At 41.0% G+C, this 19,325-nt stretch carries 14 protein-coding genes; 8 read left to right on the top strand and 6 right to left on the bottom strand.

Translation table 11 applies throughout. The annotated features are described in order from the left end of the window. Positions 1 to 163: 163 nt before the first annotated feature. A complete protein-coding gene (locus V7K61_RS17045; RefSeq protein ID WP_335054880.1) occupies positions 164 to 2,233 on the top strand; it encodes a prolyl oligopeptidase family serine peptidase in 2,070 nt (689 codons plus the stop codon). Between the two features lie 86 nt (positions 2,234 to 2,319). On the opposite strand, the gene V7K61_RS17040 is transcribed toward V7K61_RS17045, so the two are convergent. Further along, a complete protein-coding gene (locus tag V7K61_RS17040) occupies positions 2,320 to 3,129 on the bottom strand; it encodes a hypothetical protein (protein ID WP_335054878.1) in 810 nt (269 codons plus the stop codon). A gap of 119 nt (positions 3,130 to 3,248) precedes the next feature. Here V7K61_RS17040 and V7K61_RS17035 point away from each other — a divergent pair, with 119 nt between their 5' ends. Further along, a complete protein-coding gene (locus tag V7K61_RS17035) occupies positions 3,249 to 3,725 on the top strand; it encodes a Uma2 family endonuclease (RefSeq protein ID WP_335054876.1) in 477 nt (158 codons plus the stop codon). Between the two features lie 410 nt (positions 3,726 to 4,135). Here V7K61_RS17035 and V7K61_RS17030 read toward each other — a convergent pair whose 3' ends face one another. Further along, positions 4,136 to 4,717, bottom strand: coding sequence for a hypothetical protein (locus V7K61_RS17030; protein ID WP_335054874.1), 582 nt, complete (start codon positions 4,715 to 4,717; stop codon positions 4,136 to 4,138). 280 nt (positions 4,718 to 4,997) lie between these two features. Here V7K61_RS17030 and V7K61_RS17025 point away from each other — a divergent pair, with 280 nt between their 5' ends. Continuing rightward, positions 4,998 to 7,814 (top strand): M16 family metallopeptidase, encoded by a 2,817-nt coding sequence (locus tag V7K61_RS17025; RefSeq protein WP_335054872.1) that lies wholly within the window; start codon positions 4,998 to 5,000, stop codon positions 7,812 to 7,814. Here the strand turns inward: V7K61_RS17025 and V7K61_RS17020 are convergent. The 3 genes from V7K61_RS17020 to yidD form a co-directional block, all read right to left on the bottom strand. After that, entirely contained in the window at positions 7,811 to 7,954 is a 144-nt protein-coding gene (locus V7K61_RS17020) for a hypothetical protein (RefSeq protein ID WP_335054870.1), read from the bottom strand. The genes V7K61_RS17025 and V7K61_RS17020 overlap by 4 nt on opposite strands. Positions 7,955 to 8,194: 240 nt before the next feature. Continuing rightward, positions 8,195 to 9,211, bottom strand: a complete 1,017-nt coding sequence (locus tag V7K61_RS17015; RefSeq protein WP_335054868.1) for a sulfate/molybdate ABC transporter ATP-binding protein — start codon at positions 9,209 to 9,211, stop codon at positions 8,195 to 8,197. 94 nt (positions 9,212 to 9,305) lie between these two features. Then, a complete protein-coding gene (gene yidD / locus V7K61_RS17010; protein WP_335054866.1) occupies positions 9,306 to 9,812 on the bottom strand; it encodes a membrane protein insertion efficiency factor YidD in 507 nt (168 codons plus the stop codon). A gap of 330 nt (positions 9,813 to 10,142) precedes the next feature. Here yidD and chlP point away from each other — a divergent pair, with 330 nt between their 5' ends. Beyond that, entirely contained in the window at positions 10,143 to 11,363 is a 1,221-nt protein-coding gene (gene chlP, locus V7K61_RS17005; RefSeq protein ID WP_335054864.1) for a geranylgeranyl reductase, read from the top strand. A gap of 402 nt (positions 11,364 to 11,765) precedes the next feature. Here the strand turns inward: chlP and V7K61_RS17000 are convergent, their stop codons facing one another. Continuing rightward, complete coding sequence (locus V7K61_RS17000) at positions 11,766 to 12,725, bottom strand: protochlorophyllide reductase (RefSeq protein WP_335054862.1); 960 nt, start codon at positions 12,723 to 12,725, stop codon at positions 11,766 to 11,768. A 496-nt stretch (positions 12,726 to 13,221) separates the two neighbouring features. Here V7K61_RS17000 and V7K61_RS16995 point away from each other — a divergent pair, with 496 nt between their 5' ends. From V7K61_RS16995 to V7K61_RS16980, 4 genes are all read left to right on the top strand, one after another. Beyond that, positions 13,222 to 14,559, top strand: coding sequence for an AAA-like domain-containing protein (locus V7K61_RS16995; protein ID WP_335054860.1), 1,338 nt, complete (start codon positions 13,222 to 13,224; stop codon positions 14,557 to 14,559). A gap of 137 nt (positions 14,560 to 14,696) precedes the next feature. After that, the gene (locus V7K61_RS16990; RefSeq protein WP_335054858.1) at positions 14,697 to 16,280 is read left to right on the top strand and encodes an AAA-like domain-containing protein; all 1,584 of its coding nucleotides are present in this window, start codon (positions 14,697 to 14,699) and stop codon (positions 16,278 to 16,280) included. Positions 16,281 to 16,538: 258 nt separating this feature from the next. Then, positions 16,539 to 18,704 carry a DNA helicase RecQ gene (gene recQ / locus V7K61_RS16985; RefSeq protein ID WP_335054856.1) on the top strand — a complete coding sequence of 722 codons (2,166 nt, stop codon included), beginning with the start codon at positions 16,539 to 16,541 and terminating at the stop codon, positions 18,702 to 18,704. After that, positions 18,688 to 19,302 (top strand): hypothetical protein, encoded by a 615-nt coding sequence (locus V7K61_RS16980; protein WP_335054854.1) that lies wholly within the window; start codon positions 18,688 to 18,690, stop codon positions 19,300 to 19,302. Before recQ ends, V7K61_RS16980 begins: the two co-directional genes overlap by 17 nt. Positions 19,303 to 19,325 lie beyond the last annotated feature (23 nt).

The following is a 19,325-nucleotide window of genomic DNA, read 5'->3' as shown; positions in this document are numbered from 1 at the left end:
TTGAGAACTGCTATAGTTTTTAATAGTACAATTGTTCTATATAAAAATAGCACGTATTGCCCCGTCAGAAGCCGGGGCTTTCTTTTTGAGAACAATTAGAGTGTATACCCCAAGTCTTAGGTCTATCTTTGTAGTATGTAAAAAAGCACTTTGACCTAAGACTATGCCTTCTTCTGAAAAATCTCTCACTTACCCAACCAGCCATCAGAGCAATCAAGCTGATAATTACCACGGTACTTTAGTCGCAGATCCTTACCGTTGGTTAGAAGATCCTGACTCCGAAGAAACAAGAACTTGGATTGAGGCACAAAATCAAGTTACTTTTGGCTACCTGAGTGAAATTCCTGCTAGGGAAAAAATTAAACAGCGCCTCACCAAACTTTGGGATTATGAAAAATACGGTATTCCTTTTAAAGAAGGCGAACGTTACTTTTATTTCAAAAATGACGGACTGCAAAATCAAAGTGTCTTTTACACCTTGAAAACCCTCGACGACCAACCCCAAGTTTTACTCGATCCCAATAAACTCTCAGAAGATGGCACTGTTGCTCTTTCGGGATTATCGATTAGCGAGGATGGTAAACTTTTAGCTTATGGTCTATCTTCCTCCGGCTCTGATTGGCAAGAGTGGAAAGTACGCAATGCTGAAACTGGTGAAGACCTCCAAGACCATCTGAAGTGGATTAAATTCTCTGGCGCATCTTGGACACACGATGGTCAAGGTTTTTTCTACAGTCGCTACGATGAACCAAATGAAAAAACTCAATTAGAAGATGTTAACTATTATCAAAAGCTCTACTATCATCAACTAGGGAAACCCCAATCAGAAGACGTTTTAATTTATCATCGTCCTGACCAAAAAGAATGGGGTTTTAGTGGTGGCGTTACTGAAGATGGACGCTATCTAATAATTTCAATTTGGCTTGGGACTGACTCTAAAAATTTGGTTTTTTCCAAAGATTTAACTAACCCTAATGCGGAAGTCGTAGAACTAATTAACCAATTTGAGGCAGATTATAGCTTTGTAGACAATGATGATAGCGTCTTTTATTTTCGCACAGATTTAAATGCACCAAGGGGAAGGGTTATTGCGATTGACACAAAAAACCCTGCGCCAGAAAATTGGCGAGAAATCATTCCCCAATCTGCGGAAACTTTGGAAAGTGTCGGTATACTTAATAATCAATTTGTTGCTGATTACCTCAAAGATGCTCACAGCCAAATCAAAATTTTTGACCTCAAAGGTGCGTTTATTCGAGAGATAGAATTACCCGGGCTCGGTTCAGCAGGTGGCTTTGGGGGTAAGCGTTATGATACTGAAACTTTTTATAGCTTTACCAGCTTTACCATACCAGGCACTATTTATCGCTACAACATGGTGACAGGGAAAAGTGAGCTTTTCCGTCAACCACAGGTAGATTTTAATCCTGATGAATACGAGACAAAACAAGTCTTTTATCACAGCAAAGATGGTACTAGAGTACCAATGTTTATTACCCACAAAAAGGGGATTAAATTAGATGGAAATAACCCTACTTATCTCTATGCCTATGGTGGTTTTAATGCCTCAATGACACCTGGGTTTTCTGTGAGTCTGTTGGTGTGGATGGAAATGGGTGGTGTCTATGCTATGCCTAATATCCGTGGCGGTGGAGAATACGGCGAAGAATGGCATCAAGCAGGAATAAAGGATCAAAAGCAGAATGTCTTTGATGACTTTATTGGGGCTGCTGAGTGGTTGATTGCTAACAAGTATACTAAGACTGAGAAACTAGCGATCGCAGGTGGTAGTAACGGCGGTTTATTAGTGGGTGCTTGTATAACGCAACGTCCAGATTTGTTTGGTGCAGCAATACCCGCCGTCGGCGTCATGGATATGTTGCGGTTCCACAAATTTACCATCGGTTGGGCTTGGACTTCCGAATATGGTTCTGCGGATAATCCAGAAGAGTTTCCAGCACTGTATGCTTATTCGCCATTACATAATATCAAACCAAACACAGCTTACCCAGCAACCTTAATTACCACAGCCGATCATGACGATCGCGTTGTCCCTGCTCATAGTTTCAAATTTGCCGCTGCTTTGCAAGAGGCTCACGCTGGTGATGCGCCAACGCTAATTAGAATTGAGACGAAAGCCGGACATGGTGCGGGTAAACCCACGGCTAAAATTATCGAAGAAGCCGCAGACAAATGGGCTTTTTTGGTACGTGCTTTGAATGTTGAAGTTTAGCAACTTTGTAGGGTGGGCATTGCCCATTCTACGAGGCTAAACTAACTGAATCAATAATCAATTTACACAAAAAGTTTTCCCCGACATCAGTAGTTCCAACTTATAATCGCTGTCATTACCCTTGCAATAGCCGCGCGATCGCTATCCTCTCTAGACTCAAATAATCTTTCTGCTTGTTGCAGATGCGTAACTGCTTCCTTTCGATGTATACATCTATTCCGATAGTACAACGAAATTCCTAAGTCTTGATGAATGTCTGGATCGTTAGGATGATGCTCTAACTGTTGCCGCAAACGCTCTACTTGATTTTCTAGGTATTGCCAAGAAGATTGCCCAGGTTCTCGGTTTGCCCAAATTTTCATATCAAGCGTTGAAGTAGGTGCTTCCGATTTGTTAGCAAAATAAGGGATATCTAAAAACTGTGCGATCGTTTTGGCAATACTTACAGCACTCTCATAGCTACCATCAGACTTTAGATAAAAGCGCCAGTAGATTGATGGCAAAATTAATCTCGGATAAAAAGATATTCCTCCTTCAGAACCACTGAAATATTCTACTTCAATACCTGAAATAAGATGACAGGGAAACTCAACAGATTTTGTCTGTAAAATTTTGAATCGATTTTGTCTTTCCCAGAGAATAGAATTTTTGGCTTTATCAAAGGTGTAAGTAGTAATTTCTGTATCCTTAATTATTGTATATAGACTGATTGCAACCATTACGCATCCACTTACTACGGCGATGATTCCAGGATAATCAGCACGCTGGAGTACCAACCCCAATAAACAAAGGAAAAGACCAAATGGAATCAAAGTTATACTAATGAGTAATACACCCCAAAGCGATTTTTGGAAACGCAAAAGGAGTCGATGCTGGTTTTGTTCAATAATCTTCATGAATTAATTGAGATAGTAGGACTGGGTTTTGTTCCACTCTCTTATCTGCAATCAGAGAGTGAGTCTCAATATTAATAGATGAGTTAAAATTCAATCATCACTTTAGATAAATATTAATTATGAGATGGGAAGAAGTTTGCGAACACAAACAATTACAAGATTTACCCTTCAAAATTGAATTAAATAAATGGGGACAAATTGTAATGAGTCCAGTCAAAATTAAACATTCTTTTTATCAAGGAAGAATCCAACGTTTATTAGAATCTTGCTTGAATACAGGAGAAGTAATGCCAGGATCTGCTATCAACACATCAAACGGTGTGAAAGTTGCTGATGTTGTCTGGTGTTCAGAAGAAAGATTTTCTCAAATTGAAAATGAAGTATCAGCTTCTATTGCACCAGAAATTTGTGTAGAAGTGAAATCAACTGGTAGCACTTTGGAAGAAATGGAATTTAAAAGAAATTTATATTTAGAAGCTGAAGCTGTGGAATTATGGTTATGTAATGAGCAAGGTCAAATGACATTCTATAATGAGCAAGGAGAGTTAGAGCAATCTTTGTTAGTTCCTAACTTTCCTAAGCAAATTAAACGGTAATTGTAGAGAATAGAAGAGAGAGCGTAGTTTACCGCCGTAGGGATCGCCTAAATTACTTATTTTTAAAATGCATCTTAAAAGTATTGATAATCTTTAATTAAAATTGCATAAAAATAAACTTTACTTAATTTAAATTATTATCTATTTCATAAATAACGCGATATCAACCTTGACAAAAAGTTAAGTGATAATGGTGAAGGCAAACAATTATTTACCTTCACCCTCAATACGCTTTGGTTAAGGTTTTTTGATGAAAATTCTAAATCGTTAAAGATGCGATAAATCACTGTTTCTATCAAGGAATGATTATTGTAGAGACGGCGATTCATCGCGTCTTGCCTTAACCGAACAGTATTACCGCTTTTCTCGATGCGAGCAAGAAGTTTAATATCTTTATCCTTCTTGTGTAGTTAAAATGCGACAGCTTGGGCTGTACCAGTCAAATGGATTGTCGTATAAGTTTGTCTTTGCCCCTGGTTGAATTTAGGAATCACAGAAAAGAGGTTTGTTGTTGTGATTCCCTTAGTTTCTACTGCGGCTGAATTGGTTTTTCCAAGGTTTACACGGGGTAAGATCAAAGTAAATACGGTATTGCCAGTATCTACTGTCTTACGGATAGTTACAGTCACTAATGTACCAATTTCTGTTTCTACACTACGGATCTGCTCAGTACCTTGGAAGTTTAATGTCTGTTGCTTATCTTTATAGGTAAAAAGAGGCTTGCCAATAAAGCTTGTCGTTGAGTAACTAATGCTGACGTTCTTACCTTGAAACTGGTATAAATTTGGTACTACTTCTGAGGCATTAGCTGATAATACAGGTATTGCTGTTAACAGCATACCTAATGTGAACGATCCAATTAAGTTTATTGTTTGCATATCTAAAAAAGTTTTTGCTAGTTTGACCGAGATACTTACCTGAATGGGATGACAACAGGTATCAAACCAATTTTCAAAGTAGATATTACTACAATCGTGTAAAATGGAACACATTGCAATGCTTGTTAATCTATTTGCAATAATTTCTAATATTCTGTAAAAATTTTATCTGTTCCCTGATAACCCTTGGGTAGTTTTAACAAATGCACCCAGATATGCTACGGGCAAAAAGTAGTGCAGCAATAAGTTTATATATGATCTCCTGCCACATTTATTTTGAGGAGATTTGATTGCATTTTCGTCTTATCCCTCCATAACTAGCAACTTGAGTTAGATTTAGATTTTGAAATACCCTTTGGGGTTTTATTTTAAAATTGGAAATTTTGTATTGCTTATGAAACGGCGACCATACATGATTCTAGGATTTTTCCTCAGCCTTCTTTTAACTATCGTGCCAATGCCTGGCAATTTCACTAATGCTGCAACACCAACAGCAGTCACACCTGTCTCAGCTCTCTCATTCACCCAAGGAGTGCAAAAAACGGTATTAGACAACGGCTTAACGGTACTAACCAAAGAAGTTCATACTGCTCCTGTGGTCAGCGTGCAAGTTTGGTATAAAGTTGGCTCACGCAACGAGGTGAAGGGAGAGAATGGTATTTCTCACCAGCTAGAACATTTGATGTTCAAAGGCACAAATGACCGTCCTGTACAGTTTGGACGGTTGTTTAGTGCTTTGGGTAGCCAGTTCAATGCTTTTACTAGTTATGACGAAACAGCTTACTTTGGCACAGTGCAGCGAGACAAATTAGAAGCACTGCTGACACTAGAAGCCGATCGCATGGAAAACTCCTTAATTGGGACTGAACAACTCACCAGTGAAAAGCGGGTGGTGATTTCCGAGTTACAGGGATACGAAAATTCACCAGGCTATCGTCTGAGTCGGGCAGTGATGAGGGCTGCTTTCCCGAATCGAGCTTATGGCTTATCGGTGGGAGGCACAAAAGCCGATGTAGAGAAATTCACGGTGGAGCAGGTGCGGAATTATTACCAAACCTACTACAGCCCAGAAAATGCCACGTTGGTGATTACTGGAGATTTTGCCACAAAACCCGCACTCAAAGTTGTCCAAGAAACTTTTGGTAAGTTATCGCAACGAGCAAAAAAGGACACGGCACTCCCTAATTCCAGGAGAGCAATTGATAATTCCTCGGCATCTTCTTCCATTGCTGACGCTTCCCCGTCTACCCCTGTTGCCAAAAAAGCACCGATTGTCCTCAAGCAACCTGGAAGTACAGCACTATTGCAAGCAGTATATCCTCTGCCAGATATCAAACATCCTGATGTTCCAGCAATTGATTTGATGGATGCCATTCTTACAGGTGGACGTAGTTCTCGGCTTTATCAGGCTTTGGTGGAATCTGGGCTCGCTAGTTCAGTGAGTGGTGGTGCTGCCGAACTTATCGAACCGGGTTGGTATGAAATTGATGCTACAGCGGCTCCTGGTCAAGAGTTAGGGAAAATTGCCCAGGTACTCCAGGAATCTTTAGTAAAATTGCAAGAGCAGCCTGTCACCTCAGAAGAGTTGAAGCGGGCGAAGACGCAATTGCAAGCCTCGTATATTTTGGGGAACCAAGATATTACTAGTCAGGCTAATCAACTGGGATATAACCAAACGATCGCAGGGGATTATCATTTTATTGAAAGGTATCTGGCTGCGATCGCAAAAGTGACTCCTGCTCAAGTCCAGAAAGCAGCGAAAACTTACCTCAATCCGGCTCAACAAACCATCGGCTTCTTTGAGCCGACTCAACCAGATGGTAAACCAGGAACTTCTAGCGCTGGTTCTGGACGCACGGTGGAGAATTTCAGCCCTGGTAAGCCTGTAGATCCAGCAGAACTGGCGAAATATTTGCCATCGGCTACATCAGAGACAGATTCTAATAAACAATCACTACCAGAAGAGTTTACCTTAAAGAATGGTTTGAAGGTTCTGCTGTTAAGTGATCGCAATCTTCCCACTATTAACCTGAGTGGACAAATTGACGCTGGTACTGAATTTGATGGCAATCAAAAAGCTGGATTAGCGAATCTAACTGCAAGCAACTTAATGAATGGGACACAGACTAAAAATGCTCTGACCCTAGCAAAAACCTTAGAAGACCTGGGAGCCGATTTGAGCTTCAGTGCCAGCCGCGAAGGAGTTAACGTTAGCGGTCAGGGACTTTCAGCAAATCTGCCAATATTGATTCAAACTCTGGCAGATGTGTTAGGAAACGCCACTTTCCCCGCCGATCAGTTAGAACTGAGTCGCCAAAGGGCACTGACAAGTCTGAAAGTCCAGCTAGATGACCCTAGAGGTTTGGGAAGGCAAGTATTCCAACAGGCAATTTACCCTGAAAATCATCCATTCCACAGCTTTCCCACAGCCGAGAGTTTAAAGACTATTACTCGTGATGATTTGCTTGGTTTCTACCAGACACACTACCGACCGGATGCCACGACGATCGCTTTAGTTGGAGACTTTGATTCAGTTAAGGTAAAAGCTTTGCTAAATGAGGTATTTGGTAAATGGCAAGCCACAGGTAAGCTACCTGTTCTCAAAATACCAACCGTACCATTTCCGAAAACTTTGACACAACTAAACAAAGTAATTCCCGGTAAAGCTGAGGCTGTGACTTACATCGGCTACAGCGGCATCTCTCGGAAAGATCCACGTTATTATGCGGCACTGGTGCTAAATCAAATTTTGGGTGGTGATACCTTATCGAGCCGCCTGGGTACAGAAGTGCGCGATCGCCAAGGTTTAACCTATGGTATATATAGTGGTTTTGCCGCCGGAATCAATCCTGGGCCGTTCTTGATTCAAATGCAAACTGCTCCTCTTGATGCCCAAAAAGCGATCGCCAGTACTCTCGCTCTACTCAAACAGTTGCGCGAGCAAGGAGTAACTGAGGCTGAATTCAACACAGCAAAACGCTCAATTACCAATAGCTACCCCGTAGATTTAGCTAATCCCAGTAGTGTATCAAGTATCATTTTGGATAATGCAGTCTTGGGGCTTTCACGGTCAGAAATCCGAGAGTTTCCCCAGCGGATTCAAGCAGTCACTATGGCTAATATGCAACAGGCAATTGAAGATTTAATTAAGCCAGAAAATCTGGTGATTGTCACCGTTGGCCCTGGAGATAGTGTAACCAAGGGTAGCTAACCCGGATTTCTCACGCATATTGTAGGCAGAGGAGTGTGGGGAGTGTGGGGAGTGTGGGGGGTAAGACTTCTTCCCCATCCTCCCACACCTCCCACACCTCCCACACCTCCCACACCTCCCACACCCCTTGGATTTCTCACTTGTGAGAAATCCAGGCTAATTATTTCAGATAAATAACAATCCTATCTGATTGGTAAAAAGCGCAATAACAAAATCCCCGACTTCTTAAAGAAATCGGGGATTTCATTATTTACGAATGATTTAGGATGACTAATATCACCTCGTACTTCCTGCCTTCTGCCTTCTCCCTTGGCGCTAGCCTCTCCCTTTGGGAGAAGGGGAGACGCTAAAAGCGATCTGCCTCCTGCCTCCTGCCCTCTTCAAATTGAATAAGACACTGGGAAGGACTTTGCATCCTTTGGCTTCACATACACTCGCTGTAGAGGTTCTAACTCTAAATCATTAAAGCGATCGCGTGTTAAATGCGCCATCACTACTTGCCCGTCATCGAAAGTTAATTCCACCTGAATTTCCCAACCTAAATGTACCAATCGGCTCACTGTGGCAGGTGTAGTAGCACCGTTAGCAACCTTTTCAAAAATCACATCTTGCGGACGCAAAAATACTTGTGGGTGTGGTGTATCAAAGCCGCTACTTTGAAAAATCTTCGAGGTGCTGGGTAACACATTCACCGGGCCAATGAAGCTCATTACAAATGCGGTGGCAGGATTATCGTAAATTTCAGATGGTGTCCCTACTTGTTCCACACGTCCTTTATTCATCACCACAACCTCATCGGAAACTTCCATTGCTTCCTCTTGGTCGTGGGTGACGAAAACCGTGGTAACATGAACCTCATCATGGAGGCGGCGTAACCATGCCCGTAAGTCTTTGCGGACTTTAGCATCAAGTGCGCCAAAGGGTTCATCTAGCAATAAAACTTCCGGTTCTACTGCCAAAGCCCTAGCTAAAGCTACCCGTTGTCTTTGACCACCAGAAAGTTGTGATGGATAGCGATCGCCTAATCCAGTTAATTGCACCAATTCGAGTAACTGTTCTACCCGCCCCTTAATCTTCTTTGGCTGTGCCTTACGAATTTCTAAGCCAAAAGCAATATTTTGCCTAACAGTCAGATGCTTGAATAGGGCATAGTGCTGAAATACAAACCCAATATTTCGTTGTTGCACACTTTGGTATGTAGCGTCCTTACCGGTCAGCAGGATTTTGCCGCTATCTGGCATTTCTAAACCTGAAATTAACCGTAATAGCGTAGATTTACCCGATCCCGATGGCCCGAGTAATGCAACTAGCGAACCACTCTTAATTTCTAGGCTGACCTCATCAACTGCCTTGAAACTCCCGAATTGTTTGGAGACGTTCTCAACTACTATGCCCACTGCTGCTATACCTCTGCAACTAAATCTACAGATCCTTGGTAGGATTACTGTGTCCTACATATACCATACATTTTTATTTATGGATGAACAAGATTTAGCTACCGCAACTGCCGCAATCGAGGAAGCTACAGTCAGCACCACTACAATCCAGGGAACTACAATCAGCAGCACCACAATCTAGGGAACCACAATCAGGAATCACGGTAGCCATTTCAGCACAATTGCAGCCCAAATTGGCACAATCAAAACAGTTGGTATTGTCGCTACTAATAAATGAAGATTTTTGAGTAACTTTACCAGATGGTTGTCCTTGCTGCGTGTTTGCTTCCTCCTCTATGGATTCTTCTGAGTTTTCGCTATGCGATCGCAAAATTTGGTTGGCTTGCTTGCAAGCTTGAAATCGTTTGCGGGAATTAACAAAAGCTGCTTTTAACCCTTCCTTAGCAACTACCCACTTGATGTATTGAGAGCAAGATTCGCCGCCATATAGTATTCTGTGGGCACAAGCAAAACCTTTGTGCGGAGAAATATGTTTTTGATATCCATTAATTGCGGCAGTACTAACTTGTCTAGTAAAAGAATCGAATAAGGAAATCTGCATATTGAGGGCTGGGGATTAGGTAGGCAATATTCTTCATTCTTCCCAATACCAATCCCTAAGGGACTTCCAAGAAATAAATTATTCAAGGAAACGAACCACAGAGACGCAGAGAACACAGAGAGAAGAGAAATAGAGAGGGTTTTTGCGTCAGTTTTGGGATATTTTTTTATTTGGAAGTCCCTAATCCCTAATCCCCAGTCCCCCATCCAATTCGTATCGAAACATTAAGGAATATTGCATTTGTGCAGAAACCTGGAGGAAAAGCGCCAAATCACTAGAAAGACCGTGGTAGTATGCTCTCGGTAAATGTGAAGATTGGGAGAAAGACCTTTGACACTACGGGTTGCTGTTATTGGGTCAGGCCCTGCTGGTTCATCTGCCGCTGAAACACTGGCAGCCTCTGGGATTGAAACCTACCTGTTTGAGCGGAAGCTAGACAATGCAAAGCCTTGTGGGGGTGCAATTCCCCTGTGTATGGTGAGTGAATTTGACTTACCACCAGAGATTATCGATCGCCGGGTACGGAAGATGAAAATGATTTCGCCTTCCAATCGCGAGGTTGATATCAATCTCGTAAATGAAGATGAATATATAGGAATGTGCCGCCGAGAAGTGTTAGATGGCTTTTTGCGCGATCGCGCGGCAAAACTAGGCGCAAATTTAATTAATGCCACTGTTCATAAACTTGATATACCAGGAAACAATACCGATCCCTATACCATTCATTACATTGACCATACAGATGGGATATCACAGGGTATTGCCAAAACCCTGAAGGTGGATCTAATTATTGGGGCCGATGGGGCTAATTCTCGCGTTGCCAAAGAAATGGACGCTGGGGATTACAATTATGCGATCGCCTTCCAAGAGCGAATTCGCTTACCCGAAGACAAAATGGCCTACTATAACGACCTCGCCGAAATGTATGTCGGTGATGACGTTTCTACCGATTTCTACGCTTGGGTTTTCCCCAAATATGACCACGTAGCTGTCGGTACTGGCACAATGCACATCAATAAGGCCAGCATCAAACAGTTACAAGCTGGTATCCGCGCCCGTGCTTCCGAGAAGTTGGCAGGCGGTAAAATCATCAAAGTTGAAGCCCACCCCATTCCCGAACATCCCCGTCCCCGTCGTGTTGTCGGTCGCATCGCCTTGGTGGGAGATGCTGCTGGTTATGTTACCAAGTCTTCTGGTGAAGGTATTTATTTTGCCGCTAAGTCTGGGCGGATGTGTGCCGAAACTATTGTGGAAACATCTAATGGTGGTAGCCGTATTCCTACAGAAGGCGACCTGAAGGTTTACCTAAAGCGTTGGGATAAAAGATACGGACTCACTTACAAGGTGTTGGACATTCTGCAAACCGTGTTCTATCGTTCCGATGCTACCCGCGAAGCCTTTGTGGAAATGTGTGATGACCTCGATGTGCAACGGCTAACATTCGATAGCTATCTGTATAAGACGGTTGTCCCGGCTAATCCTATCACCCAACTTAAAATTACTGCCAAAACTATTGGTAGCCTAATTCGGGGTAATGCCCTTGCACCTTAATTGAGTGTGGAATCATGTAAATTGCGACAATTGACACTCCCTGGTTCAATACTGTTCGGTTAATGCAAGATACGCGATGAATCGCCGTCTCTACAATAATTAATCTTTTGTAGAGACGGCGATTTATCGCGTCTTTGTGATGATTTATCGCATTTTTAGCGATCTAAAATTTTCATCAAAAAACCTTAACCAAACCGTATTGCTAGTAAACTCAACGAGGTTGTCACCAACCCCGTTGGTCTTCAAAACCGTGCTTAATAGTTTCCCATTACACGGCTCCTCAATGAATCGGCACATTGTCATGTGTACTTCACAACTGAACCATCTTAATAATGCCAATTCATTCAAAAAAATGAATTTATTTATGAATCATCCACAAGGGTAACGCCACCTCCTTTTCCGTCATGCAAGTCCAACCAATTTGGCACTTAGTTCCCATAAGCGATCGCCTTTGTCGTCATCACGGGCTTGAGGAGAGACTTTTTGCACAAAAGACTTGCCATCTTTCTTCTGGCGATTTCCCCAACTCCAATAAATACCGGATTGATTATACTCAGGATCGGCAACCACGGCAGCAACCCGTTCTCCCGCCAACTCTTGAGACACATATCCCCCAGTGATGTACTTCTGGAATAATGGGAAGATTTTCTGAAACAGGGGATAGTGGTTTCTAAATAGCGGCGTTTCTGCAACACATCCCGGATAAAGAGAATTGAAGACGATACCGGTTGACTCGTGATAGCGCTCATGCAGTTCCCGCATAGTCAGCACGTTGCAAACTTTGCTGTCCTTGTAAGCTTTAACTGGTTCAAATTTCTTGCCATCAATCATCGATATTGGCTCTTTAAACCCTTCTGCAAAGCCTTCCAAATCGCCCAAGTCGGGACGTGGTGGAATCTTTCCACCCAGTTCGTCTGGATTGTGCGTGACTGTTCCTAAAATTACCAGCCTTGGTTCTAAAGATGATTTCTTCAGATCCTCTATCATCAGGTTGCACAAAAGGAAATGCCCCAGATGATTGGTAGTGACAGTTAACTCGTAACCTTCTGGACTGCGTAAAGGCTCTTTGATTAAGGGCATATAAATTGCAGCGTTACACACCAAAGCATCTAAAGACTTGCCAGTGGCTCGGAAGTTCTTCACAAACTGTCGAACACTTTCCAAGGAGCCAAGGTCAATATGTATGCTGGTATAACTGTTGTAGGGGATTTCCACATCTTGAGCAGCTTTTTGTGCCTTCGCTAAATCCCGACAGGCCAATACCACATACCATCCTTTATCAGCAAGAGCTTTTGCAGCATACAAACCCACCCCCGAAGAGGCACCCGTAATTACAACCGTTGGCTTCTGATGTTGTTCCATTGTGTTCGCACTCCATTGACTGTCTCTAGGATCTCATACCAGTGAGCCATGATTGTCATCAGCTTTTTCAAGGCTGCATTAGGCTGAATAATCTCGTACTCCAAATAAAAGAGACTAATTGTCAATAAAAAATATATAATTATACAAAAGTTGCTCCAAGAAATATAATTACAATAATATTTGTGATTTACTAATAGAGTTCAAAATTGTATCTATCAATGCAATCTTGAATTTTTCTGGTTTCAAGTATTTTTTCAGATGTATATTATTACTGGATCAAAAATTATATAGCGTTTCCTAATTATATAACGGTACATCATAGTCCCCTTCTCGCTTGTAGGGAGGTGATTGGCGTGGGGTTCTAATACCTCACTCAACTGAGAACTGCTACAAGTAAATTGCCTAGCTGTTTAACAATTTATACACTGTGGATAAGCTTCTACAATCTGTAAAAAAAATTCTCCAAGACAAGCCTCTCGATTCAATTCAGTGGTTTGTGCTCTATCAATCGTGGTTGGGTAAAACTTATGGTGAGATGGCAGAGGTATCAGGCTACGGCAACAATTACATTAAGGAAGTTGGTTCTGAGTTGTGGCAAGACCTTTCTATAGCACTTGGAAAAAGAGTAACGAAAAAAAATCTGCATTTAGCCTTGAATAAACACTTGCAAGACGAGATAGGTAATCAAGAAAATCATATCCAAGAAAAGTTCGGTGAAGAATCTAGCTTAGAAATGGTTTCTCCAGACTTTTTTTCAGCAAGCAAGATAGAATTTCCTAGCGGCCCTGTAGCACTAGGTTCTCCTTTTTACATCAATCGCTCCTCCCTAGAAGAACTCGTTTGTAATGAGACTTTACACCCTGGTTGCTTAATCCGAATCAAAGCACCTAGAAAGATGGGAAAAAGTTCCCTGCTCAATCGGATGATTGCTTATGCTAGAGAGCAAGATTATCAAATTGTCTATTTAGACTTTCAAGAAGCTGACCAAGACGTTTTTGCTTCCCTGGATAAATTTTTGCGTTGGTTTTGTGTAAATGTCAGTAGACAGTTAAATCTCCTTCCTTGTATAGATGATTTTTGGGATATGGAAATGGGCAGCAAGGTTAGCTGCAAAATCTATTTTGAAGCTTATCTGTTGCAATATATTAATGATAATCCTGTAGTTTTGGCTTTGAATGAAGTCCATCGGATTTTTGAACATCCCAATATTGCCCAAGACTTTCTACCAATGCTGCGATTTTGGCATGAACAAGCCAAGCAAGATCGGACTTGGCAAAAACTGCGGATGGTAGTGGTTCACACAACAGAAATTTATATTCCGCTTAAGCTCAACCAATCGCCTTTCAATGTAGGGATAACAATTACACTGCCACCATTTACCCTCAAGCAGGTACAGAATTTAGCATTACGTTACGGACTAGATTGGGCAGGAAACTCGGAAGGAGCAAAACGCCTTGCACCCCTACAAGCAATGGTAGGAGGACATCCCTATCTGGTGAACCTTGCATTTTATCATCTATGTCAGGGAGAAATGACGCTGGAGGTGTTATTAGAAACTGCATCTACACCAGTAGGAATTTACGGTCAGCATTTACGAGAACTGTTGACACTACTGCAAGAAGAACCAGAATTAATGTCAGCTATGGAACAGGTAATTGCAACAGATGAAAAAGTGGAGTTAAATGCGATCGCTGCTTATAAACTAGAAAGTATGGGTTTGGTTCAATTAAACGGCAATCAAGCTAGTGCCATGTGTGAATTATATCGTCTTTATTTTAGTCAACAGTTTGGAAAGCAAAATAGTGCTAATGCTTCTATTAAATTTCCACGCTAGTTTTCAGAGTTCATAGTAAGTACTAAAGTTTTTACTATGAACTTAATATCTCATCAAAATTATGAGAATTTGATCAAATTTACCTATACATTTTTTTATTCAGATATAAAAGAAATTTAAAATTTAAAATCAATTAAATGAAAAATTATCGATACCAAGTTGGTGGTACTCTCACTAATGATGCTCCTAGCTATGTTCAGCGCAGAGCAGATGTGGAACTTTATGAAGCTTTGAAACAGGGTGAATTTTGCTATATCCTAAGCTGTAGGCAAATGGGAAAATCCTCACTTATGGTAAAAACAAAGCACCGCTTGCAACAAGAGGGCTTTAGATGTGCCACCGTTGATATGACTAATATTGGTTGTGAAAATATCACTCCAGAACAGTGGTATAAAGGAGTTGCTGGCGACCTATGGTTGAGTTTTAAACTGTTAGGAAAAGTCAATTTAAAAGCTTGGTGGCAAGAACAAAAGGATATTTCTTTAGTTCAGAAACTTAGTCGATTTATTTCGGAAAATCTATTAGCTAAATTTCCTAACGAAAGACTATTTATTTTTATTGATGAAATTGATAGTATTCTCAGTCTCGATTTCTCGGTTGATGACTTTTTTAACTTAATTCGGTTCTGTTATAACCAACGAGCAATTGATCCAGAGTATCATCGGATTACATTTGCAATTTTTGGTGTGGCGACACCTTCAGACTTAATTTTATATCGCAATCATACTACCCCGTTTAATCTGGGTAAAACCATCGAAGTAAATGGTTTCACCTTTGAAGAAGCTCAACCACTATCTTTAGGACTAGATATTAAAGACAATCATCCCCAGAAAGTTTTGAAAGAAGTATTGGCTTGGACAGAAGGGCAACCATTTCTTACTCAAAAGCTGTGTCGGCTGCTTGTAAATTTATCTCAAGATGATATGGGTAGAAATCTCAAAATTCCCCCTGGTACAGAAGAATTTTGGATAGAAAATGTGGTGCGATCGCACATTATCGAGAAATGGGAATCACAAGATGAACCAGAGCATTTACGAACTATTCGCGATCGCATCCTCGGTAACGAAAAATGTGCCGCCAGATTGCTAGGAATTTATCAACAAGTCCTCCAAGGAGTGAAAGTACCAGCCGACGATAGTCGAGAACAGGTAGAACTTTTGCTGTCTGGTTTGGTAATCAAAAAACAAGGTTGTCTCCAAATAAAAAACCGAATTTATCAAGAAGTTTTTAATTTAGAATGGGTTGGAAAAAAATTAGCTTACTTGCGCCCTTACTACGAAAGCTTCAACGCTTGGATAGCCTCAGAAGAAAAAGATAAATCTCGCCTATTGCATGGACAAGCCTTGATCGATGCCCAAACGTGGGCAAATGGTAAAAGCTTGAGCAACTTAGATTATCGCTTTTTAGCTGCTAGTGAAGAATTAGATCGGCGAGAAGTACAGCAAGCGTTAGAGGCTGAACGTGCTCAAGAAGTTGAAGCACGACTTCTTGAGCAACAAAAAAGGCTGGCTCAACAAAAGAAAAATGCCACAATAGTGACACTTTTGCTCGTGGGTATGACTATCAAGTTGGTGATTTCTATAGTGTGGGGAATATCGCTTTTACGAAAGATTGATGTTTTAGAATCACAGCTAAAATGCGCTGATATTACTACACGCCTTCAATTTTCTCACTGTCCAAAGTCAAGAGCTGCTAGGGAAGTTAAGAATAATGATGATTAAAAAACTCTCAATAACCCAAGTGCAGCCGATGTATAGGTTAGTTATCACGAGCAAATTTAAAACAGCTTTCCGAAAATTTACTCGTCGTAATGCTGACTTACTTATGACGATGTTTATTAGCTCAATATAAGTGCGATCGCTAATATCGCTAATATCGCTAATATTGTAGCGGCAGTCTTTAAAGTCAGATGATGTGAGTTAAAATCCTGATATCTTTAATAACTACTCACGCAGACAGCCTCCGAAAAAGCGATCGCTATGCTTCAGTATCCTCATCTCGAACAAGCGCTAAAATATCACTTCGGTTATGACCAATTCCGCCCTGGACAACGGCAAATTATCGAAGATGCGCTGCAAAATCGAGATTTAATGGTTGTGATGCCGACTGGCGGGGGGAAATCTCTATGTTTTCAGCTACCAGCATTGTTGAAAAATGGACTAACTGTGGTAGTGTCGCCGTTAATTGCTTTGATGCAAGACCAAGTAGAAGCACTGCGAAATAATAATATTAACGCGACATTTCTCAATAGCAGTTTGAATGCTTACAAAGTGCGATCGCGGGAAGAAGCCATCCTCAGCGGTAAAGTAAAATTACTCTACGTCGCCCCGGAACGTCTCCTCAGTGAAAGGTTTCTCCCGTTTCTCGATTTAGTTAAAGAAAAAATCGGTATTTCTAGCTTTGCTATTGATGAAGCGCACTGCGTTTCGGAATGGGGACACGATTTTCGTCCAGAATATCGCCAGTTGAAATCTCTCAGGAAACGCTATCCTGATGTTCCTACCGTCGCCCTCACCGCCACAGCAACCGATCGCGTCCGTAGTGATATCATTCAACAACTAGGACTAAAGCAACCAAGCATTCATCTTGCCAGCTTTAACCGTGAAAATCTTTATTACGAAGTTCGTCCTAAAACTAAATATGCTTACGCTGAATTATTAGAACTCATCCGAGAAACTGAAGGTTCGACAATTATTTATTCTTTAACTCGTAAAAAAGTTGATGAACTCACTTTTAAACTCCAAAATGATAAGATTGGTGTTCTGCCTTATCACGCCGGATTAACTGATGAGGAACGTAGTAGTAATCAAACGCGATTTATTCGAGATGATGTCCGGGTGATGGTGGCAACAGTCGCCTTTGGGATGGGAATTAATAAACCCGATGTGCGGTTGGTAGTTCACTTTGATATGCCCAGAAATATAGAAAGTTATTATCAAGAATCGGGGCGAGCAGGTAGAGACGGAGAACCATCTCGATGTACGATATTTTTCAGCTTTGGTGATGTTAAAACAATTGAATGGAGCATCGATCAAAAAACCGATCCTCAAGAACAGTTGATTGCCAAACAACAACTGCGGCAGATGATCGATTACGCTGAAGGCACTGATTGTCGGCGAACGATTCAACTAGGTTATTTTGGTGAAAGGTTTCCTGGAAATTGCGGTAATTGTGACAATTGTCGTCATCCCAAACCGATGCAAGATTGGACAATTGAAGCCATGAAATTTTTATCTTGTGTGGCGCGTTGTAAAGAAAGATTTGGGATGCTGCACATAATTGATGTGTTGCGGGGGGCGAAAAAAGACAAAATTCTCCAGTACGAACACGATAAACTTTCTACTTATGGTATTGGTAAAGATAGAACTGTAGATGAATGGCGAATGTTGGGGCGATCGCTCTTACATCAAGGGTTAATAGAACAAACTAGCGATGGTTACTCCGTTTTAAAACTAAATGCTTTAAGTTGGCAAGTAATGCGAAAAGAACGCACAGTTTCGCTAGCTGTCACCACAGTTCAAAAGATTACCTGGGAACAGGGAAGTGAAAAAGCTGAAGAGGCAGAGGTATTATTACAGAAATTGCGATCGCTACGTAAACAATTAGCTGATGAGCAATCTGTACCACCTTACGTCATCTTCCACGATTCCACTTTAAAATTGATGGTACAGGTACAACCACAAAACTTAGCTGAATTTGCCAAACTTTCTGGTGTAGGTAGTCACAAACTCGCTCAATATGGCGAAAAGTTTATTACAGAAATTCGCGCCTATCGCCAAGAAAAGGGTTTGCAAAATAAATCGGTTACTTCCGCTTCCGTATCATCTCCAAACTCATCTTCTTCTTATACTGAATTGCAGACATTACAATTGCATCAACAAGGTTTAAATATTGCTCAAATTGCCCAACAACGCAACCTTAGTCCAGCAACAGTTAGCAATCATCTAGAAAAACTAATTGGAAAAAATCAGCCAGTTGATTTAAATCAATTAGTACCTTTAGAACATCAACAAAAAATTTGGCAAGTTTTAGAAGTACTCGGTGACATTTCCCTCACTCCCATCAAAGAACAACTAGGCGAAAGCTACACTTTTGATGAAATTCGTTTAGTACGGAGTAAGTGGCGACGTGAAAATCGCAAGTGATGATTTGCTAAGGACGAGTAATACAAACCAAAACAATTATTGTTTCATTATGAATGACAATAAAAAAATGAACGAGAGAGAGAAATCAAAACTCGCAAATTTGCCAAAATCAATACACTGCTTTAACTTTATATATTTGCTTTTTTGTATTTCGTTTATTGCATTTGGAGTCAAGTTAATATCTGCACCAAAGATGATTACAACTTTATCTTGTGAGCGAACACCAAAGCACATCAATTGTCAGTTGGCTAATCAAGATTGGTGGGAGTCCTCTGTAAAAATCTATTCTGAATTAGATTTATGGATGGGCGTAGAAGTTAAGGCAATTAATGATGATGGAGACAAACGATATTATGTCATTCCTGTTATTAAGAATGGGGAAGACTATCGCATTTCTCAACCCTCCTTTTGGCAACCATCAGCACAAAAACTTGCTGACAAAATTAATGGCTTTTTAAACGATTCTCAACAGAAAGTTCTGACACTCACTCAAGACAATTCTAACCCACTTATATTAGGTGGCTGGTTTTGCATTTTATTTGGTGCATTTTGTTTAAGTCTTACTATTTGCTCATATATTTGTTTCTTGAAAAACTAGATAGGGAAGCTAAACTTAAATCT

This window comes from Nostoc sp. (assembly GCF_036918015.1).
GTDB lineage: Bacteria > Cyanobacteriota > Cyanobacteriia > Cyanobacteriales > Nostocaceae > Nostoc.
The sequence above is the reverse complement of the archived record's forward strand: the minus strand, read 5'-3'. Positions and strand labels throughout refer to the sequence as shown.